Source organism: Sphingomonas sp. AAP5, from assembly GCF_004354345.1.
Taxonomy (GTDB): domain Bacteria; phylum Pseudomonadota; class Alphaproteobacteria; order Sphingomonadales; family Sphingomonadaceae; genus Sphingomonas; species Sphingomonas glacialis.
In genome coordinates this window covers 3,074,549-3,098,388 of sequence record NZ_CP037913.1, presented here as the reverse complement: position 1 = coordinate 3,098,388, position 23,840 = coordinate 3,074,549, and the positions used below count along the sequence as shown (strand labels likewise).

Genomic DNA, 23,840 nt, shown 5'->3' with positions numbered 1-23,840 from the left:
CTCGACCGCTGCAACGCGCTGCCTCAGACCGCCGCGCTTTCGGTCGGGGGCAGAGCCGAACGCGGCCGTGTGGCATTCCCGTCGGCGGCGGCTTGCGCGATCCGCGCGAGTTCGGGAAGCGACTTGGCTTGCATCTTGTGCATGACCGTAGCGCGATGGTTTTCCACGGTGCGCTGGCTAATCCCGAGATCGGCGGCGATGTTCTTGTTGGGATGGCCCGCCAAAACCAGGTCCATGACTTCACGCTGGCGGTCGGTCAATTCGCCGACATGCGCGGCCGCTTTCTGGTGCGCGTCATCCCGCAGCCGAAGGTCGTGTGACTGATCGATTGCACGCGCGACGCTCGCAAGCAATTCGACCCGGCCGACCGGCTTTTCGATGAAGTCGCAGGCGCCGCTTCGCATTGCTTTGACCGCGAGCCCGATATCGCCGCTCCCCGTGATCAAGATCGCGGGGAGATGGTTTGCGCGGGCGCGCAATTGCTCGATCAGCGCCACGCCGCTCATCCCCGGCAAGTGCGCGTCGACCAGCAGGCACCCGTCATTGCCCGGCGCATACGCGGCAAGAAACGCCTCTGCATTTGGGAAATCCTGGACACTGCGGCCATCGCGCTCCAGCACATCGCGGATCGTCGCCAGAATGTACGGGTCGTCGTCGACGACATAGGTGATCGATGGGCCCGCAATCGCAACAGCTCCGGCCGGGTGCAACGCCGACGGCAGTGCCCGGGCCAACAGGAGTTCGATCGCCGCGAGCAGGTCGCGCGCCTTCACCGGCTTGCTCAGTTGCACGCAGTCTTCTGCCGCGATCCGCGCTAGCGCCGCGCTCGATATGTCTCCGGTGAGGACGATTGCCGGGAGCCCGTGCGGCAGGGTCGCCCGAAGGCTGCGCAGGAGATCGAGGCCATCCCGGCCGCCGGGCAGGTTATAGTCGGTCAACAGCAGTTCCGGCTTGATCGCACTGCCCGCAACCAGCTTGATCGCGGATGCTGCATCGGCCGCGGTCTTGACGATATGCCCCTCGCGCTTGAGGAGTTGTTCCAGCAATTCGACGACATCCGGGTCGTCGTCGACGACGACGATCTTGCAGGTGCGCCGGTGCCCGTCCGGGGCCGCATCGGGTTCGGGTGGTGTGGCGACGGCGCCCGGCGGATCGGCGGCCGGGCAGGGAAGCGTGATCGTGAAGACCGAGCCCGCGTTCGGGCGCGAGCGAACGTCGATGGCATGCCCGAGCAAATGGCCGAGGCGTTGCACGATCGACAGGCCAAGACCCAGACCGAGGCTGCGTTCGCGCGCGGCGTTGTCGATCTGGTGGAATTCCTCGAAAATCGCGTGCAACTGGTCGGCGGCGATCCCGATCCCGGTATCCCAAACCTCGATTCGAAGCGTGGCGCCGCGCCGTCGACAGCCGAGCAGGATCTTGCCCTGCTTGGTATATTTGATCGCGTTCCCCAGCAGGTTGCGAAGCATCTGCGTGAGCAGCGTGGCGTCGCTGTGAACCAACGCCGCACTGGGCAGGATGTGCAGCGACAAGTTACGGGCCTGTGCGAGATAACCGAACTCGTCGCGCAGCAGATCGAGCACGTCGGAGATCGGAAAGACCACCGGCATCGCCTCCACCACGCCGGCTTCGATCTGGTTTATGTCGAGCAATGCGTTGAGCATGCCGGACATCGCGGCCAGCGTCTGGCCCTGGCGGGAGACGAGTTTTCTGGGCTTCTCGCCCTCGACGGTCTGGCTCAGCAGTTCCTGCAGCAGCGTCAGCGACTGGAGCGGCTGGCGCAGATCGTGGCTTGCTGCCGCGAGGAAGCGCGACTTGGCAAGATTGGCGCGGTCCGCCTCGATCTTGGCGGCCTCGAGCGCCTTGGCGGTCATCTTCCGGTCGGTGGTGTCGGCGAAGGTGATGACGACGCCTTCGACGGCATCGTCATGCGTGCGATAGGGAAACACGCGGCGCAGAAACCACGTATCGTTCGGCGCGCTGATCTCGCGGTCGATCAAGCCGTGATCCGCCAGCACCTTGCGCGCATCACCCAACAGGTCGGGATCGGTCGCGATCGAGCGCAGGTCGGTGATCGGTCGTCCGATGTCGCCGGCGATGATGTTGAAGACCGACTTGATCGCGGGCGTATAGAACCGGATCTTCAAGTCGATGTCGAGAAAGAGCGTCGCGACATTCGTGCTGTAGAGCACGTTCTGCAGATCGTCCGAGGTCAGGCGCTGTCGTTCCAGCGTCTCCTGCAACTGGCTGTTGAGCGCGGTCAGCTCCTCGTTGAGCGACTGCAGCTCTTCCTTGGACGTCAGCAATTCCTCGTTGGTCGACTGGAACTCCTCGTTGACCGAGAGCGCTTCCTCGTTGATCGTCTTCTGTTCCTGGCTCGACGTTTCCTGGTTCAGGATCGACGTCTGCAATTCCGCCTGGGTTGCCTCCAGTTCCTGCTCGAGCTCGGTGACGCGCGCGGCGTCACCGCGATTGGGGGATGCCGTCGCACCCGCGCTCTCGCCCGGTTCCTCGACGAAGCAGACGAGCAGCATGTCGTCCTGCCCGTCGACCACCGCCATGACATCGATCCGAAACCAGATCGCGATGCCGTCCTGCATCACGCGCGTCCGGCCGCCATCGACGCGCGGCGTCGCCTCGCTGACCTTGTCGATCGCGAGCCGCAACTTGGTGCGGAGCGTCGGGGACGCCATCGCAAGCAAGTCGAGCGTGGCATAGCCCGGCGGGATCCGCAGATAGCGATCGGTCGGCCCGATCGAATAGAGACACTGCCGCTTGCGATTGATCAGGATGGCGGCGGGCGCGTGGGTGGCGATGACGGCCCGGCGGCAAATGTCCGCCAGCGTGGCCTGGCGCTGCGATGAGGCGGACCGGCCCGTCGTCCCCGGCATCGGCAGCGCGTCGCCGAAGCTGACGGGAAAGCCCGCGGTGCCGGTCCGGCCGTGCGCGACGTGCCGGTAGATGCGTTCCGACTTGGCGATCACTTCGAACCGGTCTCCGGCGCTGCCCACCGTCTCGGACGATCCGAGCAGCAGGATGCCGCCTTCGCGGAGCGCGAAATGGAACAGCGATATGACCTTGGCCTGCGCCTCGGGGTTCAGATAGATCAGCAGGTTACGGCAGGAGACGAGATCGATCTTCGAGAATGGCGGGTCCGACAGTACGTCCTGGACGGTGAAGACGACAGTGTCCCGCAGCGCGGTCGCCACCCGGTAGCCGGCCTCGTCCCGAACAAAAAAGCGCGCGAGCAGGTCCGCGGGGACCGTGTTCTCGATATCGAACGGATACAGCCCCTCGCGTGCGGTCGCGATCGCGTCCGGGTCGACGTCGGAGGCGAAGAGCTTGAGTTTGATGTCGCGTCCTGACGCCTTGATCGCGTCGCGGCAGAGCATCGCGATCGAATAGGCCTCTTCACCGGTGCTGCATCCCGCGACCCAGATCCTGAGCGGTGTTTGCTCGGGGAGGAGCCGGACGAGGTCGGGAAGGATCGTCTGCGCCAGCGCATCGAAGATCGCCGGATCCCGGAAGAAGCGCGTCACGTTGATCAGCAGGTCCTTGGCGAGCAGGTCGCGCTCGGCCGGCTCTGTGCGCAGCAGATCGAGATAGCCGGCAAGATTGCCGGGCGCGAGCGTGCGTAGCACGATCCGCCGCTCGATCCGCCGTTCCAGCGTCCCCGACTTGTACTGGCGGAAGTCGTGCGCCGTGTTGTCGTTGAGGAAGGCGATGATCGCGTTCAGGTCGGTCGATGCGGGCGGGGCGGGCATGCTCGGCGGGGCGGGCACGCTCGGTGCGGCGGGCACGCTCGGTGCGGCGGCGGACTGCGCGATCGCGACTTTGCGGTTCGCCAGTGCCTGGGGGATGTCTTCCAGCGCAAGGGTCTGATCGACCAGCCCCGTTTCGATCGCGCTCCGCGGCATACCGTCATAATCGGCCTGTTCGGGCTGTTGCGCGATCGCATAGCCGCCTGCCGCTTTCAGCGCGGCAAGCCCGCCACTGCCGTCCGCGCCCGTTCCCGACAGGATTACGGCGATCGTCCGGTCACCGCATTCTTCCGCCAGCGACGCCAGCAGACAATCGAACGGCAGGCGCGCGCCATGGTGCGCCTGTTGCGGGGAAAGGGCCAGCGCGCCGTCTTCGACCGAAAGATATCGGCCGGGGGGAATGACGTAGATATGGTCGCGGCGGATCACGCAGCCATCGATCGCTTCGCCGATGTCCATCGTGGTATGATCGGCCAACAGGTCGACCATCATGCTCTTGTGCGTCGGATCGAGATGCTGAACGACGATGAACGCCATGCCCGTGGTGGGTGAGATCGCGTCGAGCAGTCTGGATGCCGCCTTAAGTCCCCCCGACGAAGCGCCTATCGCGACGATCGGGACCGACTCCGCAAGCCGCGGCCCAGCGACTTTGGGGGTAGCTTTTTGCGGCATCGGCGACGCCGGATGGGGCAGAGGCTGGTCGCTTGCCCCCACCGATGGTGTTTTATTTACGGTCATGAAATGGACGTAGCACTGTCTGGTCCCATCCATCCTACGCATAGTTACGCTGAAAAATAAATCGCCGGTGCGCACCATGAGCTTGAGTATTTTCCGAGACTGACTGCGCGCATTTTTCTGAGGCAGTACCGCGGACGACCCTGATGACAACGCCGTTCACGATCGTGCCCGGGTTCATGTCTATCGCCGACGGGGTGGCCTGGAGGCTAGACAGTGTACCCGAACCCGAACAGCTTGCCCAAGATCGTGCGCGCGCAGCCACCGGCGGTGCACCACGGTGCGTCGCGGCGTGGACGTCGCGCGGATGAGGCAAGGCGTGCGCGGCTGTGAGCCCTGGACGCAGAATCCTCCTCGTCGAGGATGACGTCCTGATCGCGATGGATCTTGCCGACCTGCTGATCGCGATGGGGCACGATGTGTGCCACATCGCATCGACCGAGACCGATGCCGTGGCGGCGGCGCAGCGCTTGGCGCCCGATCTGCTGATCGTCGACGGCAATCTTGCCGAGGGCAGCGGAGTATCCGCAATGCGGCGGATCCTTGCCCGCGGCTTCGTCGCGCATTTCTATATGAGCGGGGATACGATCCAGCTCTTGAAGGCGGTGCCAGACGCCGTGGTCCTCGCCAAGCCTTTCACCCTGCATGCGCTCACGACTGCGATGGACACGGCAACGCGTGTTCGGGGCGGCCAGTGAGATGCCGCTCACGGTGATCGCGGTGCTGCGTGCGGCAAAGCCGAGATCCTCGAGACAGACGCGATGGCGGACTTGAACGCCACGATCATGCCGTCATACTGCGTATAAATGGTACGACAGATGTCGTCCTAGACGTCGATCGCCGAGAAATGATCGATGAAGCGTCGCAAGTAGCGGCGGAATTCGATTGCGCTGTGCCACGGCTCGAACGCGAACAGCGCGCCCCATTCCAGCCAGAAGGTGGTCTCGAAGAAATGGGCCGCGAAGCAGTCGGTGATGCGCTTGTCGTCGAGCCTGCGCTCGGATCCACCGATGAGCGCGAGCAGGTCGATCCGGTCGTGCTCGGTGAATCCCATGGCGTGCGCATCCGGGCGAGAGCCGTCCAGATTGGCGAGCCGCACCTCAGTGTCCCACCGCCATTCCGCAGCGGGGTTGGCTTCCTCGGGCACCGAGATCGTCGGGTCGCTCGCCGAAGGAATGTCGTCGAGCACGTCGACGGTGCATTGGTACATCGCCTCGAGCATATGGCTGCCGCTCAGGAAATATCGGTCCTCGGCGCTACCGTGCGCATCGAACGCGCCGCCGCTCTGGTGACGTTCCTCGAGGATCGTGATGTCCGCGCCCGCGACCTCTCCATCCCGCAGCAGGATGACCGCCCCGGCAAGCGCGGCAATTCCGCTGCTGACGAGAGTATAGCTGCTCATGCGTTGATCCTCTTGTCCCAAGGATCCCGCGGTAGTCCCGTTCCCCCGGCGCGAGCAGCGTCGGAAATTACGCACACCATCGGGGTATAGCTCGACGCGACGAACGCTAGAATGCCACGGCAAATGCTATCTGGGGCGCGGCGTAGGACGGTGTATTGCGGCCGGCGACGGACACTTCGACCCCCGCAATGAGCCCGGCGCGGGCCGACCAGTTATATTCCAGCGCAGGCGCCAAAGTCGTTCGGCTTGCGCGCCGGCCCGTGGTCCGTCGCACTGTGCCGCCGGCATCCATGCCCGTCAGCCGCGAACCGCCGGCATCGCTCCGGACAAGATCGAGTGCAACCACCCAGCGCTGGTCGAGCGCATAGCCGGCGGCCACACCGACCTGCGCGGACACGCCCGGCATGGCGTGGCCGACGAAGCCGTCCGTCGTGCCATAGACGCTCAGATCGCGAACGCCCGCCGACGCCAGCGCCTCGGTCATTGAGGCGAAGAGCCGGAGACGAACCGGGTGGCCGCCCGCGGTGTCAAACAGCGATTCGACGACGATCCCCTGTTTTGCCAGCAGCGCGCCGGTGCCGAGCCCGTCGAGCACGGTCGTCAGATGATCGTAGCGGCCGATCGGCAGCACGAGGCCGGCGCTCGCTGTGATCGAGGGCGATCCGCTTCGGCCATTCTCGTCCTTCAGGCGATATTCCAGCTCGATCGGCAGATCGGCGATCCCCAGGCCCCGCGCGTCATGCCCATCGGTCACGCGGACGACCGTCGGCAGCGCCTGAAAGCTCAGCCGGTCGGTGAGCGCATATTTCACGACCGTCACCGACTGCAGCTGCTGCACGCCGTCTCCGCCGGAGTGGCGATGGCCCACATCGTCATAGGCGCCGGTATCTATCTTGTAGATGAGATAGGGTTCGATCGCGAGCGTCCCCGCCGTCGACAAGGCTGGCGACGACGCCTCGAGCGAGCCGGTGAACCATTGGTTGCGAACCGCGAGATCGCCGTCCTGCGCCAGCGCTGCGCCAGGCGATCCCAGCGCGCACAAGGCGATCGCGGCGCACACCGTCTTCATCGCCCGCTGAGCCCGGGAAACAGCACGACCAGCGCGCTCGCCATCCCGCCGACCGCGATCGCGACGACGAGCAGGCCGAAGATCTTCTCGGTGATCAGCAACGCCTTCTCCCCGATCACCCGCGTGATCGGCGCGGCCAGGAAATCGAGCGCGACGATGACCGCGGCATTCGCGAGGATCGCGGCCATCGCGGCGAGATAGACCGGGCGGCTGCCGCTGCCCCAGGCGATGATGACCGACAAGACCCCGGGCCCGGCATAGATCGGGAAGCCCAGCGGCAGGATGCCGACCGATGCGGGGGAGGGCGCGACGGCATTGTGCGCGGCGACCGGCACATGCGTGTTGGACGCACGGTGGTGGTGGCTGCGGAGGGGCGTCGCCTCGGTCGGGGTCGGGGCGTTGAGCATCTGCCAGCCGATCACGCCGATCACCGCCATTCCCGCCACGCGCAATGCGGCGATGCTGACCCCGAAGACGCCGAGCGCGGCATTGCCGATGAACAGCGCGAGCAGCCCCGCGACGACATAGGTCGCCGCCGCAACCAGCGCGGTGCGACGCTGGTCCCCTTGTGTCTGGCCTGCGGTGGCGGCGACGAACAAGGGCAGAACCGCGATCGGCGCGGTAATTGCGAACAGGCCGACGGTCATCGTCACCAGCGCGCTGGTGTCGAGTGCCGTCATGCCGCGGTTTCGAACGGTTCGAAGTCCGAATCCGCCGCTTTCCAGTCGGGCTTGTGAAAGGCGTAGATCACGAAGGGGATGGCGAGGAAGACCGCCGACCCGACCACCAGCGCGCCGACATAGAGCACCGGGCTGCCCGTGCTGATCTGCGCCGGCGGGATGAAGCTGAACCCCAGCGCGACGAGCGCCCCGGCCAGCCCTAGCAAGCCGACCAGCCACATCCCGACATTCCCGCCGGGGATGCGGAACGGCCGCTCGCGGTCGGGCTGGGTGTAGCGCAACCGGATCGCGGCGACGTACAGCAGGACGTACATCACCAAATAGATGATCGTCGCCATCTGGCTGAGCAGTTGATAGGCCGATTCGACCGACGGCAGCACGGTGAACGCGACGCACAGCAGCGTGACGAGCAGACCTTGCAGGATCAGGATCGCGACCGGAATGCCGTGCGCGTTGGTCTGCTGCAGGATATGCGGCAGATACCCTGCCTTGCCGACCGCGAGCAGCCCGGTCGATGGCCCGGCGACGATCACGCTGACCTGGCCGAGCACGCCGAACGCCAGCATCGCCGCCATCACGTTGCCGAGCCACGGCAGCCCGAACGCCGCCCACAGTTCGTTATACGCGACGAGCAGCCCGCGGTTGATGTCGATCGCCTCGCGCGGAATGACCGCGCCGACCGCGAGCGTGCCGAGCACGAAGATCACCACGACCATGACCGTCGCGATCAGCACCGACAGCGGATAGTTGCGCGTCGGGTTCTTCAGGTCCTGCACATGGACCGCCTGCATCTCCATGCCGGCGAAATAGAGGAAGACGCTGGCCGCCAGCACCATGTTGTGGAAGTCGCTGAAGTCGGGGATCACGCTCGCGTGCAGGTCGAGGTGCATCGGCTTGCCGGCCGCGACATAGGCCACGCCGAGCGCGATCAGGATCGCGCCGGGAATGATCGTCCCGAACAGGCCGCCGAGCGAACTCAGCCGGGTCGACGCCGCCATGCCGCGAAAGGTTACCAGCGTCACGAACCAATAGACCGCGAGCAGGACGACGATCGTATAGAGTTTGTTGTCGGCAAGCGCCTGGTCGAACGCCGGCGGCCACCAGATATAGGCGAGCGCGGCTGCCGCGAAGATCAGCACGGTCGGGAACCAGATCACCACCGCCTGCCATTGATAATAGATGGCGGCAAAGCCCCAGCGCGGGCCGAACGCCTCGCCGATCCAGCGGAATACACCGCCTTGCTTGGGGAAGGTCGCGGCGAGTTCGGCGGCGACCAGCGCCACGGGCACCAGGAACACGATCGCGGCGAACAAATAATAGAAGATCGACGCCATGCCGTATTCGGCCTGGGCAGGCATGCCGCGCAGGCTGACGATCGTCGTCACGTTCATGATCGCGAACGCCATCATGCCGATCACGATCTTGGGTTGGGCCTTGGTCTGGCCGCCATGCGCGAGCCAACCCGCGGGCTTGGGCCTGCCGCCAGGCGCGGCGGCAGGAGGCGAGGGCTCGGTCATGGGAACAGCCTTGAAAGGGGCGCCGCCGACCACGGTCGACGGCGCAGAGATCGGACGAGGGGTTAGCGCTTGAGCACTTCGTCGCGCGCTGCCGCGACGCAGTGCAGCGCCCATTGCATCGTCTCGGGCGTAATGAAGACGTTCATCGGAAACGACTTCAAAGCGTAGACGACGGCCTCTTCGTCGGTGCCGTCGCGATTGTAGGTCGCGTCGCGGAAGCCCGTGCTGAAGCTCATGTACGGCGTGTACTTGCCGTCGATCTGCTTGCCCGAGCGGAACCATTCGAACAGTTTGTTGCCAACCGCTTCGGTCAGATGGTTATGCTTGATCAGGTCGCTGCGCAGCGCCGGATCGCCCAGTTCGCGGCCGAACTGGACCTGCGCGTCGACGCCCTCGGGATAGACCCGGAACAGCGTGATCAGGCCAGTGTCGTCGGGGTTGACGCAGACCATGTCGGGGTGGCTGCGGATCAGGTCGTAAAGGTAATATTTGGTCTCGAGAATGCCGCCGAGGATCGCCTGCATCCCTTCCTTGCCGAAATATTTGAGCGTCGCCCAACCCGCGAGCGACCCAGATGCGGTACGCGAGACTTCGAGCGTATAATACATCGGATTGTACGGCGTGCGCGCCTGTAGATAGGCGTCCGCGCCGCGGCGATGGATCGACTCGAACTCGGTCGCGTCGCGGTACAGGAAGCAGCTGCTGACATAGGGTGCCCAGCCGACCTTGTGGAAATCGATCCCGACGCAGTCGGCGTGTTCGAGCTCGCGCATCGCTTCGCCATTACGGCGCAGCACGGGCAAGATGCGGTCAGAGAATTCGAGCGGATTGGCGTCGAAATCATAGTCCTTGAAATAGACCCACGACCATCCGACGACGGCATCGGCATAGAGCACCGCCTTGCCAAAGCCCGCGGGATTTGGGTGGCGGTCCATCACTTCGCGGACCAGGCCGATCGGATCGAACGCGCTCGCGTCGGTCGTGCCCATCGTACAGACGACGGTCGCGACCGGAATGCCGCGCGCGGCGAAATCGGTCAGCAATTCCTCGAGATGGCCCAGATCCATCTGGTTGGTCGCGACATCGGTGCGGACATGGACGATGTTGTCCATGCCGAGGCCCAGCCAGTCGGTCGCATTCTGCTGCACATAATGCGCTTGCTGCGAACAGATCACCTTGGCGTCGGTCCGCACGCCCTTTTCGCGCGAATCCTTGAGGACGCGCGTCAGTCCGTATTTCAGGCCGTAAGTCCAGCAGCCGCCACCGCCATAGGTGTAGATCGCGCCGCTGTTGACCGGGTTCCAGCCGAACATGTTGGCGACCATGCCCGCCGTCTCCAGCTCGGCACGGTGGACGTTCCAGGCATATTCGCCCTCGAGGATGTTGGCGGAGAACACCTGCGACAGCATCGACGCGACGACGGCCGCAGTGTTCGACTGCGGGATGACGTTGCACATCGTCAGCGGGTTGCCCCAATTGGGCGCGCCCTCGAACAGCTTGACGACATCGTCGAGCACTTGGTCGAGATCGCCCATCGCCTGCGGCACGGTGATGTTCTTGACGTCGGGATAGGCATACGTGAGCGCCGGGTTCTTGCCGAGAAAGGCCGGGCCACCCTTTTCGGGGCGCAGCATGTCGAGCTTTTCGACGAATGTGTTGATCTGGCGCGCGAGCGGATCGTCATCGCCGCGAAAGGGCGAGGGGAACTCGCCTGCCATCTTGGCGTGGTATTTCGCCCATTTGGGCGATCGCGCGGCGGAGGACGGGGTCTCGCTGTCGCGCTCGGTGGATGCCGCATGCGCAATGGCTGCAGCGGCGTGGGTCCGGTCGTGCATCGCAATACCTCTGATCGAAGGGCGGGAGAATGCCGCCTGATCGGCGCACTGCGGGCCGCGCGTCAGCCTCGGAAAATACCCAGCATGGGGCACGGCTTGGGCGCGCGGATCCCGCGACCTCGAGCGCTTGGATCAGCGCAGGCAGTGCACCGGCCGGAAGGCGCCTGCCATCCGCACGGCGCAGACGCTGGCGATGTCCGCTGCGTTCGGTGGCATCAAGCACTCCGGTATCGGCGGGGAGAATGGCGTGTTCTGGCTCGAAGCCGATCTCGAACCCAAAGCCGTGATCGGCTGACGCGGCGCCATTTCGGGTATGGCGCCCAGGCGATCCTCGGCTACGATGGAGACACATGCTGCTGATCCTTTACGGATTATGGCGGCGAGAAGGGGACGCTTTGAACCACCGCCCGATCCAACCGACGCCCCAGAGCGTCCTTCGCGCCCTTTCCGCAGCGATGGCCCTCGTCCTGACCGCCCCCGTTCTGACCGCTCCCGTTCTCGCCCAGCCGACGGCGCAGCCGGTCGACCCGGTCCGCGTGCTGGTCAAGCGGCTTGATCTGGAGCGCTACAAGGCGACGATCAAAGCGCTCACCCGGTTCGGCGATCGCCGCCAGGGCACCGCGCGCAACCGCGCCGCGACCGACTGGGTCGAAGCGCAACTCAAGAGCTATGGCTGCACCAATACCGAGCGCTTGAAGTACACGTTCGGCGAGGAGCCCGTCCATACGGTCGCACCGGCCAAGGCAGCGGTGGTGGCCGGGTCGGACGAACCCGGCCGGTCGGTCGGTGGCGGGCGCTCGCGCGGATTCACGCGCACGACCGGCGTGAACAGCGATCCTGGCGCGCAGTCCGACCCGCGGATCAGGGCGCTGGACACGCCGCCCGCGGTCCCGGGCGCGCGCGAGGAGGTCTATTGCACCAAGATCGGGAGCGGCCACCCTGGCGAGATGTATATCGTCAGCGCCCATATGGACGGGATCGGCTTTGGCGAAGCCGCCAATGACGACGGCTCGGGTACGGCGCTGGTGATGGAATTGGCGCGCGTGTTCAGCAGCCCCGACGTGCAGACCGATCGTTCGATCCGCTTCATCCTGTGGAACAACGAGGAGACCGGCCTCAACGGCGCGAAGGCCTATGTCGAGCAGCGGGCGGCACTGCAAGGCAAGGAGTCGCCCGCCGGATCGGGCCGCTACCCCGAGCCGAAGTGGCTCGGCGTAATGCAACACGATATGATGCTGTTCGATCACGGCATGCCCCGCGCCGACGGCAGCATGAGTCCGGTGCAGCGTCCCGAGGCCGACGTGAACATCGAATTCCAGTCTGCATCCAAGCTAGCCGGCCAATCGCAGGAATTGGCTTGGGCGCTGCAGGCGGCGAACGAGCGGTACGCGACAGACTATCCGGCCGCGGTCGGACGGCACATGACCAATACCGATTCGAGTCCGTTCATGGACCTGGCACCGGCGGTCAGCCTGCGCGAGAACGACCGTGGCGCGCAGGTCGGAAGCGGCTGGGACCCGCAGTGGCACCAGCCGAGCGACCGCTACAGCACCTATGACGACAAGGATTTCCGCCTTGGGCTGAACGCGGCGCAGACCACGCTGTCTGCCACGGCGCAGCTGGCGGGTGCGACGCTGCGCTAGACGCCGCTGCCGATCCGCGGTGGCCGCGTTTCGACCGGTCGCGGTTTCCTCAGCGGATCCTCCGCGCCGTCGGGCAAACGGCCGCGCCACCACGACGCCGCCGGGCGGGGCCACGGCGTCACAGCGGCGCCCCGTCCTTGTCGAGCATCTCGAAGCGGTAGCTGCAGCCGTAGAAGGTCTTGCCGGGATGCGTCGTGGCGTTGGAGATGGTCCGCGCGACGACCAGATGGCTGCCGTAGCTTTGTCCCTCCGCCGCGGGCTCGGTGACGTCTTTCAGAACGCGCTCGCCCATGAATTTGCGGAACGGGACCGCAGCCTTCGTCTGCGCATCGGTCATGGTGCCGGTGTCGACGAGCGCGGCGACCATCGGGTCGCTGGACATGGCGTTTTCGACCTGCTCGGGGCGCGCGACCGTAGCTGGGTCGGGCAGGTCGAGGATGGCGAGGATCGCGTTCGCGGTGAACGCGATCCGGCGGGTGCTGTACGCGCCGGCGACGGTGATCGCCTGCGGCAGCTCATATTCGTTCATGAAGGCATTGCGCGAGGCGATCCGTTTCCAACGGCGCGTTTGCGCGAGTTTCTCCTCGCCATCGATCGCCATGGCGAACTGCGTGTAGCCGGGGACATCGAGGCGGCAGTGTATGGCGTCGACCTCAGATGTGCTCGCGGGACCGCCATTTGCGGTGTCGGCGTGCTGCACTGCTGAGGCTAGCGCGAGCGCGTAGAGAGACATCATCCGCCCTTGATAGCCCTACGCCCGGCATTTGCCAGCAGCTGCGCGGCACCGGACCCGGGCACGATCAGGCTCGGATCATCGACACGCGGTCGCGGCGCTGCCTCGGCCCGGTGACCAGCGCGTCGCTGGCGACCACCCCGAGCCTTAGCACAGGATCGCTTGTGCGGTTTCGGCGCTTCGATGCCGCCATGCCGCTTTGCAGCCCGTCGGCGTCCGGTCGCCGCGCGGTGCACAGCGAACTGGCGGCGCACCGCGCGGCGCGATAGAGCTTGGCGATGGCATCCCCCACGCTCCCCACGGTCGACCGTCGCACGCTGCTGATCGCGGGCGGCGCGGGGATCGGTCTGGTCGTCGCGTGGCAGCTGTGGCCGCGCGGCTATGTCGGCAATCTCACCGCCGACCCCGGCGAGACGATCTTCGGCGCGTGGCTCAAGATCGGCGATGATGGACGCGTCATCGTCGCGGTGCCGCAGGCCGAACATGGCCAGGGCGTCTATACCGCGCTGCCGCAGATCGTCGCCGACGAGCTCGGCGCGGACTGGCGCACCGTCGGGGTCGAGCCGGCGCCGAGCAATCCGCTTTACGCCAACCCGTTCGGCGCCGAGCAATTGTTCGAACAGCCCGACAACGGCCTGCTCAAGCATTGGCGCGATGGCCATGCGGTGCGGATCGGGCTGACGCTGACCGCAGGGTCGAGCTCGGTGCGCAGTTTCGAGGATCCGCTGCGCGCGGCGGGGGCAGCGGCGCGTGTCCTGCTGTGCAAGGCAGCCGCCGCGCGGTGGAAGATCGATTGGCAGGCCTGCACCACTGGCGAGGGCTTCGTCGTCCATGGCAAGGACCGGCTGCGCTTCGGCGAGCTCGCGGTCGAAGCGGTGCGCGATTTCGGGGGGGCGGCGCTGCCCGATCCGCTTCCGCTGCGCAGCGATCCCGCCGGGCGGCTGTCGGGACAGTCGCTGCCGCGGCTCGATGCGCCGTCGAAGGTCGACGGTTCGGCGACCTTTGCCGGCGACGTCCGGCTCCCCGACATGGTCTATGCGAGCATCCGCCAGGGTCCGGTCGGCGGCAGCAGAGTGGTGCGCGTCGATCGTGCAGCGGCCGACCGCGTCAATGGCGTGCTGCAGGTCGTCACCAACGATCGCTGGGTCGCGGCGATCGGGAACACCTGGTGGTCGGCCAACCGCGCGCTCGATGCGCTCGCGCCGCGCTTCGAGACCAGGGGGCCGATTGTGAACAGCGCGAGCATCGCCGCGGCGCTCGCCACCGCGCTGGCGGCGCCGGGGACGCGGATGGTCGCGCAAGGCGATGTCGCGGCGGCGTTCAAGGGTGCGCGGCTGGTCAGCGCGGCGTATCAGGTCGGGCTCGCGCCCCACGCCGCGATCGAGACGATGACCGCGACCGCGCAGTTCAGCCATGGCCGGCTCGAACTGTGGCTGCCGACGCAAGCCCCGGGCGTGGCGCGCGCCGCAGCAGCGGCGGCGATCGGGCTTGCCGAGGATGCGGTGCTCGTCCACCCGATGCTCATCGGCGGGTCGTTCGGCGCCAATCTCGAGACCGAGTGCGCGGCGCAGGCGGCGGTGCTGGCGCACGCGATCAAGCGTCCGGTCCAGCTCGTCTGGAGCCGGGTCGAGGATCTGCTGCACGATCGCTATCGCCCGCCGGCGCACGCGCGGATGACCGCGCGGCTCGGCACCAACGGCCAGATCCTCGGGCTTTCCGCCAAGATCGCCGCACCCGCGACGGGGCACGACCTCGCGCGGCGGATGTTCGCGCACGACGCGGGCACGAGCGCCGCGCTCGCGCTCGCCGGGGCGGCCGACCCCTATGCCGTCGCGGGCGCGATGCCGGCGTATCGCATCCCCGCCGTCGCGATCGATCACCATCCCGCCGAGATCGGCGTGCCGACCGGGCATTGGCGCTCGGGCGCGCACAGCTACACCAGTTTCTTCACCGAATGCTTCCTCGACGAACTCGCGCATGTCGCCGGAACCGAGGCCTTGTCGTTCCGCATCGCCATGCTCGGCGGCGACGCGCGGCTCGCGCGGTGTCTCTCGACCGCCGCGTCGCTCGGCGGCTGGGAAGGCGGCGTCGCGGGAAGCGGGCAGGGGATCGCCTGCCACAGCTTTCGTGGCAGCCACATCGCGGTGCTGGTCGAGGCGCATGTCGGCGAGGGGCAGGCGGTCAGCGTCGACCGCATCGTCGCCGCGGTCGATTGCGGGCGGCAGATCAACCCCGACCTCGTCCGCCAGCAGATCGAGGGCGGGCTGCTGTTCGGCATGGCGGCGGCGACGGGCTGCACGACGGGCTTCAAGGATAATCTTGCGACCGTTCGCGGGTTCGGCGGCCTCGGGCTGCCAAGGCTCGCCGACACGCCCGATATTACCGTCGAGCTCGTGCCGAGCGAGGCCGATCCGGGCGGGGTGAGCGAACTTGCCGTGCCGCCCGTCGCGCCAGCGATTGCCAATGCGCTGCAAGCCGCTACGGGCTATCGCCTGCGGAGCTTGCCGCTAATGCCCGGAACCCTGTGATGCTGCCTGCCGATCATCCCCCCATCCCCAAGCGGAAAGTCGGCATCTTGCTGACCAATCTCGGCACGCCCGACGGCGCCGATACCAAGTCGGTCAAACGCTATCTGGCGGAATTCCTGTCGGACCGGCGCGTGGTCGAGATTCCGCCGCTGATCTGGCAGCCGATCCTGCGCGGCATCATCCTCAACACGCGGCCGCAGAAATCGGCCGAAGCCTATGCGCAGGTATGGAGCGAGGACGGCTCGCCGCTCGCCGCGATCACCAAGGCGCAGAACAAGGCGCTGCAAGGCGCGTTCGGGCCGGGCGTGATGGTCGATTGGGCGATGCGCTATGGCAAGCCGTCGATTCCCGAGCGGTTGCAGGCGATGAAGGATGCTGGCTGCGAGCGCATCCTCGTCGCGCCGCTCTATCCGCAATATTGTGGGGCGACGACCGCGACCGCCAACGACAAGGCGTTCGAGGCATTGGCGAAGATGCGCTGGCAGCCCGCATTGCGCACGCTCCCGCCCTATCATGACGATGCCGTTTATATCGACGCGCTCGCGACCTCGATCGAAGCGGGTGTGGCGGCGCTCGATTTCGAGCCGCAGGCGATCGTGGCGAGCTTCCACGGCATGCCGCAGCGCACGCTCGAACTCGGCGATCCGTATCACTGCCATTGCCAGAAGACCGGGCGCTTGCTTGGCGAGCGGTTGGGGAAGCCCTTGGTCGTGTCGTTCCAGTCGCGTTTCGGGCGCGCGAAATGGCTCGAGCCGGCGACCGACATCACGCTCGAGGAATTGCCGGCCAAGGGAATCACCAAGATCGCGATCGTCGCACCCGGTTTCTCGGCCGATTGTCTTGAGACGCTCGAGGAACTCGCGATCCGCGGGCGCGAGAGTTTCGAGGAGAAGGGCGGCACGCATTTCGCCTATATCCCGTGCCTTAATGCCAGCGACACCGGTGTCGAAATGTTGCGCACTTTACTCGCGCGTGAACTTGAAGGCTGGGTGAGCGCCGCTTAGCGTGGCGCCCGGACACAGATCCTTTGAGGAGAGTAGAATGGCACGCGTCGCGATCGTAACCGGCGGAACCCGCGGGATCGGCGAGGCGATCAGCCTTGCGCTCCAGGATCACGGGATGACCGTCGCAGCGACCTATGCCGGCAATGACGACCGCGCGCGAGACTTCACCGAGCGCACCGGGATCGCCGCGTACAAATGGGACGTCGCCGATTATGACGCCTGCCAGGACGGGTGCGCGCGCGTCGCCGCCGATCTCGGGCCGATCGATGTGCTCGTCAACAATGCCGGCATCACGCGCGACGGCACGATCATGAAGCTCAGCTACCAGGCGTGGAAAGAGGTGATCGACACCAATCTCGGCGGGTGCTTCAACATGGCCAAGGGCGTGTTCCCGGGGATGCGCGACCGCAAATGGGGGCGGATCGTCAATATCGGGTCGATCAACGGGCAGGCCGGGCAGTACGGGCAGGTCAATTACGCTGCGGCGAAATCGGGCATTCACGGGTTCACCAAGGCTTTGGCGCAGGAGGGCGCGCGCGCTGGCGTGACGGTCAATGCGATCGCGCCGGGGTATATCGATACCGACATGGTGGCGGCGGTGCCGGCCGATGTGCTGGAGAAGATCGTCGCGAAGATCCCCGTCGGCCGGTTGGGCCAGGCGAGCGAGATCGCGCGCGGCGTGGCGTTCCTGTGCTCGGACGAGGGTGGGTTCGTGACGGGCTCGACGCTCAGCATCAATGGCGGGCAGCATATGTACTGACGGGCGCAGGCGCGGCCAACCGCGCCGGTGCGGGCCAAGGCCCGCAGCGCCCGGCACGGCCGGCGGACGGGGTTCACCCGGATCCGGCCGACGGCTTTGCCGGCGGCGTTTTCCGAGCAGCCCGTTCACACAAAAGAGGCCGGCCTCCTCGAGGAGAAGCCGGCCTCACACCCTCGCTTTGCGTGCGCCGAGGGTAGCTCTGAAATCCTCCAGCGCCGGCGGCAAAGCCGCCGTCGGTCGGGTTCGCCCGGGGGGCGACCCGCCGGCCGTTCCGAGTGCTGCGGGCTATGCCCGCACCGGCGCGGTCGTAGCCGCGCCTGCACTCGTCATCGGCAGCGCTGTCCGTCCTTCTCGATCGCGCGCCCGGCCAGCGCACCACCGCCTGCGCCGAGCACGGTGCCGAGCGTCCGGTCGCCGCGCCCTGCGATGGTGTTGCCGAGCAGACCGCCCGCGATCGCGCCGAGGATCGTGCCCGTATTGCCCGAATTGCAGCGCGAGCGGTTGTAATAGCGGCGGTCGTCGTAGCGGCGCCCATCGTCATACCGGCGGTCATCGCGGTATGCGCGGCGGTCCTGATAGCCATCGTCACGATTGTAGCCGTCGCGATACGCCTGGGCGTAGGCATAGCTCTGATCGTCATAGCGCTGCGCGGCAGCGGGCGTTGCGGCCAGCCCCGAGGCGGTCATGGCAACCGCGGTAGCGGCGAGCGTGAGCGTCTTCATCATGATGCGTCTCCTGATAGGCGGTGGCCCAATGCTGACGGTATGGCGACTCGCTGCTGAGGTAAGCCTGAATGCGCTTGTTACCCACCGTTCATCGCAGCACTGGGTCGAAACGCTGTTGCGCGCGCTTCGTGCCTCCCGCAGGGGCGGGGAATGCGAATTCTGTGGTCGGTCCTGCTGTGCGTCGTTCTCGTTCCCGACTGGATGGGAGCGCAGCGGCGCGAGGTGTTCGACCCAGCCTATCCCTTCCAGGTCGAGCCGGTCGAGCTCGACTTCGCCGACCCGCACCGCACGCGCGTGGGCGATCTGGCGTGGCTCGGCGGGATCAAGCTGTCGAGCGGCGACCCCGCCTTTGGCGGCTTTTCGTCGCTCCACGTCGCGGGCGACCGCTTCACGCTGCTGAGCGACGGCGGCGATGTGCTGCGCTTCACGATGGGGCGCGATTTTCGTGTCCATCGGCGCAGTATCACCACGCTCCCCGACGGACCGGGGCAGGGCTGGAGCAAGCGCGACCGCGACAGCGAATCGATGAGCGTCGACCCCAAGACTGGCGACGTCTGGGTCGGGTTCGAAAGCTATAACCAGTTCTGGCGCTACGATTCGGGCTTTCATCGCGCGCTGGCGCATGTCGCGCCGCCGGTGATGAAGAACTGGCCCGAAAATGAGGGCCCCGAGGCGATGACGCTGCTGCCGGGCGGCGGGATGGCGACGATCAACGAGACGACGCCGTGGCCCGATCAGCCCGGGCGGGGCGGGATCGTCTTCTATGGCGATCCGGTCGCGCACCCGCGCGGCGGCTTCCGCTTCAACTTCATTCCGCCCGCGGGGTATGACGTGACCGACATGACGGTCCTGCCCGACGGACGCTGGCTGATCCTCAGCCGTCGCTTCGCGCAGCTGCGCTTTTCGAGCACGCTGACGATCGTCGACGCACAGCAGGTCAAGCCGGGCGCGAGCGTGCGCGGGCGCGACATCGCGACGATCGCGGCACCGTTGCTGCACGACAATTTCGAGGGGGTCGCCGCCACGCGCGAAGCGGGCACGACGATCATCTGGCTCGTCTCGGACGATAACCAGTTCGCGCTAGAGCGCAGCCTGCTGTTCAAGTTCAGGCTCGATCCGGTCGGGCATAAGCCCGACCGGAGCAAAGGGTAGGTTAGGCTGCGGCCTGCGGCGCAGCGGCCGTCAGCTTCTTCGACACGTCGCGCTTGAGGCGACGCGCACGCAGCGAGAGCTTGTCGTTGGTCGTCTTGACCAGCCAGTTGTCGAGCCCGCCGACATGCTCGACCGAGCGCAGGCCGTGCGCCGACACGCGCAGCTTGACGCTGGTGCCGAGCGCGTCGGAGATCAGCGTGACGTTCTGCAGGTTCGGGAGGAACGTGCGCTTGGTCTTGTTGTTCGCGTGGGAAACGTTGTTACCCACCATCCGGCCCTTGCCGGTCAGTTCGCAGATGCGCGACATCTTGAATTCCTGAATACCAGATTGAGCCGTGAAGCAGCTCGTGAAGGCGGGGCGCATACCGAACGCGAGCCAGTCGGTCAACCGCGCGCGGCGATTCGGCTGCGCGTTCGGCACCGCTTGCAACCTTCAGGAAGACGCGGCGTTGGTTACGGTAACGATTCGAATGCGCAGTGTTCGAGTGTCCTGTTGGAGAAGATCATGCGGTTTCTGTTAGCTCTGGTCGGCCTTGCCGCGCTTGTCGTGGTCGCGCTCGTATCGCTGGGTATGCTCAAGATCGACACCAGGGCGGGCTCGTTGCCGTCGCTCAGCGTCAACGGCGGCAAGGCGCCCGAGGTCACCGCCAACATGGCGACCGTAGAATTCGGCAGCAAGACCAAAGAGATCGAAGTCCCGACCGTGACCACCACGACCAAGACGATCTCGGTCCCGACGCTGCGTGTCAACAAGCCGACCGGCGCCGACGGCAACAGCGTCACCACGCAGTAAGTAGCGATTCGCGCTTGAGTGGGGCATGGGGACGGTCGTGATCCCCATGCCCCTTTTCATGCGCGCCGCACTCGATGCCGCCGCCGCCGCCGGTGCCGCCGGTGAAGTGCCGGTCGGCGCGGTGGTGGTGCTCGACGGCCGCATCATCGCGACCGCGGCAAACGCCCCGCGCGCGCTGCACGATCCGACCGCGCACGCCGAGATGCTGGCGATTCGCGCCGCCGCCGCCGCGATTGGCGAAGATCGGCTGCAGAACTGTGATCTGTGGGTCACGCTCGAACCCTGCGCGATGTGCGCCGGCGCGATCGCCCACGCCCGAATCGCGCGGCTCTATTACGGCGCGAGCGATTCGAAGGGCGGCGCGGTCGAACACGGCCCGCGGCTGTTCTCGCAAAGCACGGTGCATCACCGGCCCGAGATCTTTCCCGGGATCGGCGAGGGCGAGGCTGCGGCGTTGCTGAAAGGCTTCTTCGCCGCGCGGCGCTGAGACCCGCGGACCGTTACCCCATCCGTCACCCAAGCGAAAACTGGGGGCTCCGGCCTGGAGGCACCGCGCGAGCAGCACGAGACCCCAGCTTTCGCTGGGGTGACGGGCGCGCTGCCGCGCCTTAGCGCAGATCGGTATCGGCGATCGGCACGATCTTGATCTCGACGCGCCGATTCGTCGCCTGGCCGTCGGGCGTCTCGTTCGAGGCGATCGGCTGACCCTTGCCGAACCCCTTGGTGCCGAGCCGCGCGGAATGGACTCCATGTGCGACGAGATACGCCGCGACGGACGCCGCCCGCCGTTCCGACAGCCGCTGGTTGTACGCATCCGACCCGACCGAATCGGTGTGGCCATAGACGTCGACGAGCGCGTGATCATACGCTTTGAGCACGCTGGCGATCTGGTCGAGCGTCGGCTGGAAGCCCGGCGCGACGCTCGCATCCTTATAGGCAAAGCTCAGTCCCGACGGGATCGTCAGGATCAGATCGTCGCCGCGCCGCGTCACTTGAACGTCGGTCCCCGTGATCGGCGCGCGCAGCTCGGCTTCCTGTCGGTCCATATAGGCGCCGATCCCGGCGCCCGCGATCCCGCCGATCCCGGCGGCGCTGATCCTCGCGGTGCGTGCGCGCCGCCCGCCGATGACGTCGTCGAGCAGATAGCCGCCGAGCGCCGCGCCGATCCCGCCGACCGCGGTGTCCGCCACGCGCGGCGTCTGCGCCGCCTGCGGCGTCGCGCACGCGCCGGTCGCGAGCAGGGCGCCGAGCGCGGCGGTGGTCGCCAAGGTGCGGAAGGTCGTCGTCATGCTGCTATCCCTTTTCCAGCCGGTACGCGCTGCTACGGCTGATCAAACCCGCCGGATGCGCCGGTTGTTCCGCTTGCGCACCGATGTCCAGCCCCGGCCTGACGCAGCGCTGCCTGCACGACGGCGTGCGAGAACGGTTGTGCAATGACCCGATTCGCGCGAAAGGTGCGCGGCGCCATGCACCCGCTTCCCCCCTTTCCTTGGATCGACGTCGCGATCATCGCCGTGTTGATCATCGTCAACGGCGTCTTCGCGATGTCGGAGCTCGCCATCGTTTCTGCGCGGAAGGCGCGGCTCGAGGCGATGGCGCGCGTCGGCGCGCGCGGCGCGCGCACCGCGCTCGCGCTCGCCGCCGATCCGGGCAAGATCCTCTCGACCACGCAGATCGGCATCACGCTGATCGGCATCCTCTCGGGCGCCTATTCGGGCGCGAGTCTCGGCGGCCCGGTCGCGGCGCGGCTGGCGTTCCTCGGGTTTGGCGCCGAGACGACGCAGTCGCTCGGCTTCGCGATCGTCATCGGCATCACGACGTACGCCTCGCTGGTGATCGGCGAGCTCGTCCCAAAGCAGATCGCGCTGCGCGCGCCCGAGCCGCTCGCCGCGATCATGGCGGGGCCGGTGCTGCTGCTCGCGCGGATCACCGCGCCGTTGGTGTGGCTGCTCGATTCGTCGTCGGGGCTGCTGTTCCGGCTGATGGGCCTGAAGCGCGAGAGCGAGGAGCATGTCACCGCCGAGGAACTCCACCTGATCGTCGCCGAGGCGAGCAAGTCGGGGATCATCGAGGAGCATGAACGCTCGATCATCTCCGGGGTCGTCCGCCTCGCCGATCGCCCGGTGCGCGAGGTGATGACGCCGCGCACCGACATCGAGTGGATCGACGCGACGATGGACGATGCCGGGATTCGCGCCGCTTTGATGCAGGCGTCGCACAGCCGGTTGCCGGTGACCGAAGGCTCGGTCGATACCGTGATCGGCGTGGTGCAGGCGCGCGACATCGCGGTCGCGTTGCTGGAGGGCGGGGCATTCGACCTGCGCGCGCTGATGCGCCAGGCGCCGGTGGTGCTCGACCAGATCGACGCGATGGACGCGCTCGACGCGTTGCGCCAGGCCGAGGTGCCGATGGCGTTGATCCATGACGAATACGGCCATTTCGAGGGGATCGTCACGCCGGCCGATCTGCTCGCGGCGATCGCGGGCGAATTCGCCTCCGACACCGATCCCGACGATGCGCCCTCGGTGGTGACGCGCGACGACGGCTCGCTGCTGGTCGCCGGCCAGATGGCGGTCGACGCGCTGGCCGAGCGGCTGGGGATCGATCTGCCCGAGGGGCGCGATTATGCGACCGTCGCCGGGCTCGCGCTCGCGGTGTTCCGACATCTGCCGGGCGAGGGCGAGAGCTTCGTCGAGCAGGGCTGGAAGTTCGAGGTGGTCGATCTCGACGGGCGGCGGATCGACAAATTGTTGGTGAGCCGCGCGCGCGAGGCTGGGTTCCGGCTGGGCTGACCCGGCGGGTTTCGCGGCGGCTGAGGCGCCGCCAAGACCTCAGCGGTCGAGCTCTGTTGAGAAATCAGGATCCGGTCCGGCGCAGCACCGACCGGTTGCGCGGAAGCCAGACGTCCTGCTTGTCGCCATCGGGGTTGACCTCCTTCAGCGTCGTCATCGTATCGCCCGCGCGCGTGGTCGTTTCCCGAACCTGCGCCATGTCGTTGCCGTCGCCGCGCCGCTCGGTCGTCACCATCGTCCAGTGCGCCGCATCGACCCCAGGCACGACCGAGTCGATCTTGGCGCTTCCCGAATCGGGCGCGCGGCTGCGGCGGAAGCTGGCGTAGGCCACCGTCGCGGCGGCGGGGTCGACCATCGTCACCGTGGTGATCGTCACGATCCCCGTCTTGGGGCCGTCGTCGAATTGGGCGGTGCGGATCGTCGTCACTTGGTCGGGCTGCGCGGCGATCGTCACGGTCATGGGCAGCGCCTGCCAGCTGTTCGACTGGTAATCGCGATATGCGAGCTCCCCCTGCCAGCGACCGGCGGTCTGCGCCAGCAAGGCGGCGGCACCATCGGTCGGCGTGCTTGCCGAAAGCGCCGGAGTGGCGACGAGCGCGAAGAGAAGTGCCAGATAGCGCATCGATGGTCTCCGACAGATCGCCACGACGAGTAGCCCCCTCGCCGACGATATGCCGGGGATCGGGCGTCTGCAATGGAGCGTCTGCCGAC

At 66.8% G+C, this 23,840-nt stretch carries 21 protein-coding genes; 10 read left to right on the top strand and 11 right to left on the bottom strand.

What is annotated here, in order from left to right:
• Positions 1–23 precede the first annotated feature (23 nt).
• Complete coding sequence (locus E2E30_RS14265) at positions 24–4,433, bottom strand: chemotaxis protein CheB (RefSeq protein ID WP_133190870.1); 4,410 nt, start codon at positions 4,431–4,433, stop codon at positions 24–26.
• 392 nt (positions 4,434–4,825) lie between these two features.
• On the opposite strand from E2E30_RS14265, the gene E2E30_RS14260 reads away from it, so the two are divergent.
• Positions 4,826–5,194: a response regulator gene (locus E2E30_RS14260; RefSeq protein WP_133192113.1), complete on the top strand. Its 369-nt coding sequence runs from the start codon at positions 4,826–4,828 to the stop codon at positions 5,192–5,194.
• Positions 5,195–5,322: 128 nt separating this feature from the next.
• Here E2E30_RS14260 and E2E30_RS14255 read toward each other — a convergent pair whose 3' ends face one another.
• From E2E30_RS14255 to E2E30_RS14235, 5 genes are all read right to left on the bottom strand, one after another.
• Positions 5,323–5,898, bottom strand: a complete 576-nt coding sequence (locus E2E30_RS14255; protein ID WP_240698949.1) for an oleate hydratase — start codon at positions 5,896–5,898, stop codon at positions 5,323–5,325.
• 106 nt (positions 5,899–6,004) lie between these two features.
• The gene (locus E2E30_RS14250) at positions 6,005–6,967 is read right to left on the bottom strand and encodes a hypothetical protein (RefSeq protein WP_133190868.1); all 963 of its coding nucleotides are present in this window, start codon (positions 6,965–6,967) and stop codon (positions 6,005–6,007) included.
• Positions 6,964–7,647: a MarC family protein gene (locus E2E30_RS14245; protein ID WP_133190866.1), complete on the bottom strand. Its 684-nt coding sequence runs from the start codon at positions 7,645–7,647 to the stop codon at positions 6,964–6,966. Before E2E30_RS14245 ends, E2E30_RS14250 begins: the two co-directional genes overlap by 4 nt.
• Positions 7,644–9,164 carry a putative glutamine/gamma-aminobutyrate antiporter GadC gene (gadC, locus tag E2E30_RS14240; RefSeq protein WP_133190864.1) on the bottom strand — a complete coding sequence of 507 codons (1,521 nt, stop codon included), beginning with the start codon at positions 9,162–9,164 and terminating at the stop codon, positions 7,644–7,646. The genes E2E30_RS14245 and gadC overlap by 4 nt, the downstream gene beginning before the upstream one ends.
• Before the next feature lie 62 nt (positions 9,165–9,226).
• Complete coding sequence (locus E2E30_RS14235) at positions 9,227–10,999, bottom strand: pyridoxal phosphate-dependent decarboxylase family protein (protein WP_133190862.1); 1,773 nt, start codon at positions 10,997–10,999, stop codon at positions 9,227–9,229.
• Between the two features lie 127 nt (positions 11,000–11,126).
• Between E2E30_RS14235 and E2E30_RS20940 the strand changes: the two genes are divergently transcribed.
• Together E2E30_RS20940 and E2E30_RS14230 are read left to right on the top strand one after the other, a co-directional pair.
• Positions 11,127–11,294 carry a hypothetical protein gene (locus E2E30_RS20940; protein WP_206365588.1) on the top strand — a complete coding sequence of 56 codons (168 nt, stop codon included), beginning with the start codon at positions 11,127–11,129 and terminating at the stop codon, positions 11,292–11,294.
• Positions 11,295–11,454: 160 nt separating this feature from the next.
• Positions 11,455–12,642 carry a M20/M25/M40 family metallo-hydrolase gene (locus E2E30_RS14230; RefSeq protein WP_240698948.1) on the top strand — a complete coding sequence of 396 codons (1,188 nt, stop codon included), beginning with the start codon at positions 11,455–11,457 and terminating at the stop codon, positions 12,640–12,642.
• 118 nt (positions 12,643–12,760) lie between these two features.
• Here the strand turns inward: E2E30_RS14230 and E2E30_RS14225 are convergent, their stop codons facing one another.
• On the bottom strand, positions 12,761–13,378 hold the full coding sequence (locus E2E30_RS14225) for a hypothetical protein (RefSeq protein ID WP_133190858.1): 618 nt from the start codon (positions 13,376–13,378) through the stop codon (positions 12,761–12,763).
• A 275-nt stretch (positions 13,379–13,653) separates the two neighbouring features.
• Between E2E30_RS14225 and E2E30_RS14215 the strand changes: the two genes are divergently transcribed.
• From E2E30_RS14215 to phbB, 3 genes are read left to right on the top strand one after another with little or no spacing between them, the layout of a single operon-like run.
• Positions 13,654–15,903 (top strand): xanthine dehydrogenase family protein molybdopterin-binding subunit, encoded by a 2,250-nt coding sequence (locus tag E2E30_RS14215; protein WP_133190854.1) that lies wholly within the window; start codon positions 13,654–13,656, stop codon positions 15,901–15,903.
• Complete coding sequence (gene hemH, locus E2E30_RS14210; RefSeq protein WP_133190853.1) at positions 15,903–16,907, top strand: ferrochelatase; 1,005 nt, start codon at positions 15,903–15,905, stop codon at positions 16,905–16,907. Before E2E30_RS14215 ends, hemH begins: the two co-directional genes overlap by 1 nt.
• A gap of 37 nt (positions 16,908–16,944) precedes the next feature.
• Positions 16,945–17,667 (top strand): acetoacetyl-CoA reductase, encoded by a 723-nt coding sequence (gene phbB / locus E2E30_RS14205; RefSeq protein WP_133190851.1) that lies wholly within the window; start codon positions 16,945–16,947, stop codon positions 17,665–17,667.
• 326 nt (positions 17,668–17,993) lie between these two features.
• Here phbB and E2E30_RS14200 read toward each other — a convergent pair whose 3' ends face one another.
• On the bottom strand, positions 17,994–18,392 hold the full coding sequence (locus E2E30_RS14200; protein WP_133190849.1) for a glycine zipper 2TM domain-containing protein: 399 nt from the start codon (positions 18,390–18,392) through the stop codon (positions 17,994–17,996).
• 150 nt (positions 18,393–18,542) lie between these two features.
• Here E2E30_RS14200 and E2E30_RS14195 point away from each other — a divergent pair, with 150 nt between their 5' ends.
• Positions 18,543–19,544 (top strand): esterase-like activity of phytase family protein, encoded by a 1,002-nt coding sequence (locus E2E30_RS14195; protein WP_133190847.1) that lies wholly within the window; start codon positions 18,543–18,545, stop codon positions 19,542–19,544.
• Position 19,545: 1 nt separating this feature from the next.
• On the opposite strand, the gene rpmB is transcribed toward E2E30_RS14195, so the two are convergent.
• Positions 19,546–19,851: a 50S ribosomal protein L28 gene (gene rpmB / locus E2E30_RS14190; protein ID WP_133192112.1), complete on the bottom strand. Its 306-nt coding sequence runs from the start codon at positions 19,849–19,851 to the stop codon at positions 19,546–19,548.
• 198 nt (positions 19,852–20,049) lie between these two features.
• On the opposite strand from rpmB, the gene E2E30_RS14185 reads away from it, so the two are divergent.
• The gene (locus E2E30_RS14185; RefSeq protein ID WP_133190845.1) at positions 20,050–20,337 is read left to right on the top strand and encodes a hypothetical protein; all 288 of its coding nucleotides are present in this window, start codon (positions 20,050–20,052) and stop codon (positions 20,335–20,337) included.
• A gap of 58 nt (positions 20,338–20,395) precedes the next feature.
• Complete coding sequence (locus tag E2E30_RS14180) at positions 20,396–20,824, top strand: nucleoside deaminase (RefSeq protein ID WP_133190843.1); 429 nt, start codon at positions 20,396–20,398, stop codon at positions 20,822–20,824.
• 121 nt (positions 20,825–20,945) lie between these two features.
• On the opposite strand, the gene E2E30_RS14175 is transcribed toward E2E30_RS14180, so the two are convergent.
• The gene (locus E2E30_RS14175) at positions 20,946–21,626 is read right to left on the bottom strand and encodes an OmpA family protein (protein ID WP_133190841.1); all 681 of its coding nucleotides are present in this window, start codon (positions 21,624–21,626) and stop codon (positions 20,946–20,948) included.
• Between the two features lie 177 nt (positions 21,627–21,803).
• Here E2E30_RS14175 and E2E30_RS14170 point away from each other — a divergent pair, with 177 nt between their 5' ends.
• Complete coding sequence (locus E2E30_RS14170; protein ID WP_133190839.1) at positions 21,804–23,129, top strand: hemolysin family protein; 1,326 nt, start codon at positions 21,804–21,806, stop codon at positions 23,127–23,129.
• 64 nt (positions 23,130–23,193) lie between these two features.
• Here E2E30_RS14170 and E2E30_RS14165 read toward each other — a convergent pair whose 3' ends face one another.
• A complete protein-coding gene (locus E2E30_RS14165) occupies positions 23,194–23,751 on the bottom strand; it encodes a hypothetical protein (RefSeq protein ID WP_133190837.1) in 558 nt (185 codons plus the stop codon).
• Positions 23,752–23,840: the final 89 nt, after the last annotated feature.

Excerpts from the sequence above, each read along its gene's own strand:
- E2E30_RS14265 (WP_133190870.1), bottom strand. The coding sequence starts at position 4,433 with ATGCCGCAAAAAGCTACCCCCAAAGTCGCTGGGCCGCGGCTTGCGGAG.
- E2E30_RS14255 (WP_240698949.1), bottom strand. The coding sequence starts at position 5,898 with ATGAGCAGCTATACTCTCGTCAGCAGCGGAATTGCCGCGCTTGCCGGG.
- E2E30_RS14250 (WP_133190868.1), bottom strand. The coding sequence starts at position 6,967 with ATGAAGACGGTGTGCGCCGCGATCGCCTTGTGCGCGCTGGGATCGCCT.
- E2E30_RS14245 (WP_133190866.1), bottom strand. The coding sequence starts at position 7,647 with ATGACGGCACTCGACACCAGCGCGCTGGTGACGATGACCGTCGGCCTG.
- gadC (WP_133190864.1), bottom strand. The coding sequence starts at position 9,164 with ATGACCGAGCCCTCGCCTCCTGCCGCCGCGCCTGGCGGCAGGCCCAAG.
- E2E30_RS14235 (WP_133190862.1), bottom strand. The coding sequence starts at position 10,999 with ATGCACGACCGGACCCACGCCGCTGCAGCCATTGCGCATGCGGCATCC.
- E2E30_RS14230 (WP_240698948.1), top strand. The coding sequence starts at position 11,455 with ATGGCCCTCGTCCTGACCGCCCCCGTTCTGACCGCTCCCGTTCTCGCC.
- E2E30_RS14225 (WP_133190858.1), bottom strand. The coding sequence starts at position 13,378 with ATGATGTCTCTCTACGCGCTCGCGCTAGCCTCAGCAGTGCAGCACGCC.
- E2E30_RS14215 (WP_133190854.1), top strand. The coding sequence starts at position 13,654 with ATGGCATCCCCCACGCTCCCCACGGTCGACCGTCGCACGCTGCTGATC.
- hemH (WP_133190853.1), top strand. The coding sequence starts at position 15,903 with ATGCTGCCTGCCGATCATCCCCCCATCCCCAAGCGGAAAGTCGGCATC.
- phbB (WP_133190851.1), top strand. The coding sequence starts at position 16,945 with ATGGCACGCGTCGCGATCGTAACCGGCGGAACCCGCGGGATCGGCGAG.
- E2E30_RS14200 (WP_133190849.1), bottom strand. The coding sequence starts at position 18,392 with ATGATGAAGACGCTCACGCTCGCCGCTACCGCGGTTGCCATGACCGCC.
- E2E30_RS14195 (WP_133190847.1), top strand. The coding sequence starts at position 18,543 with ATGCGAATTCTGTGGTCGGTCCTGCTGTGCGTCGTTCTCGTTCCCGAC.
- rpmB (WP_133192112.1), bottom strand. The coding sequence starts at position 19,851 with ATGTCGCGCATCTGCGAACTGACCGGCAAGGGCCGGATGGTGGGTAAC.
- E2E30_RS14185 (WP_133190845.1), top strand. The coding sequence starts at position 20,050 with ATGCGGTTTCTGTTAGCTCTGGTCGGCCTTGCCGCGCTTGTCGTGGTC.
- E2E30_RS14180 (WP_133190843.1), top strand. The coding sequence starts at position 20,396 with ATGCGCGCCGCACTCGATGCCGCCGCCGCCGCCGGTGCCGCCGGTGAA.
- E2E30_RS14175 (WP_133190841.1), bottom strand. The coding sequence starts at position 21,626 with ATGACGACGACCTTCCGCACCTTGGCGACCACCGCCGCGCTCGGCGCC.
- E2E30_RS14170 (WP_133190839.1), top strand. The coding sequence starts at position 21,804 with ATGCACCCGCTTCCCCCCTTTCCTTGGATCGACGTCGCGATCATCGCC.
- E2E30_RS14165 (WP_133190837.1), bottom strand. The coding sequence starts at position 23,751 with ATGCGCTATCTGGCACTTCTCTTCGCGCTCGTCGCCACTCCGGCGCTT.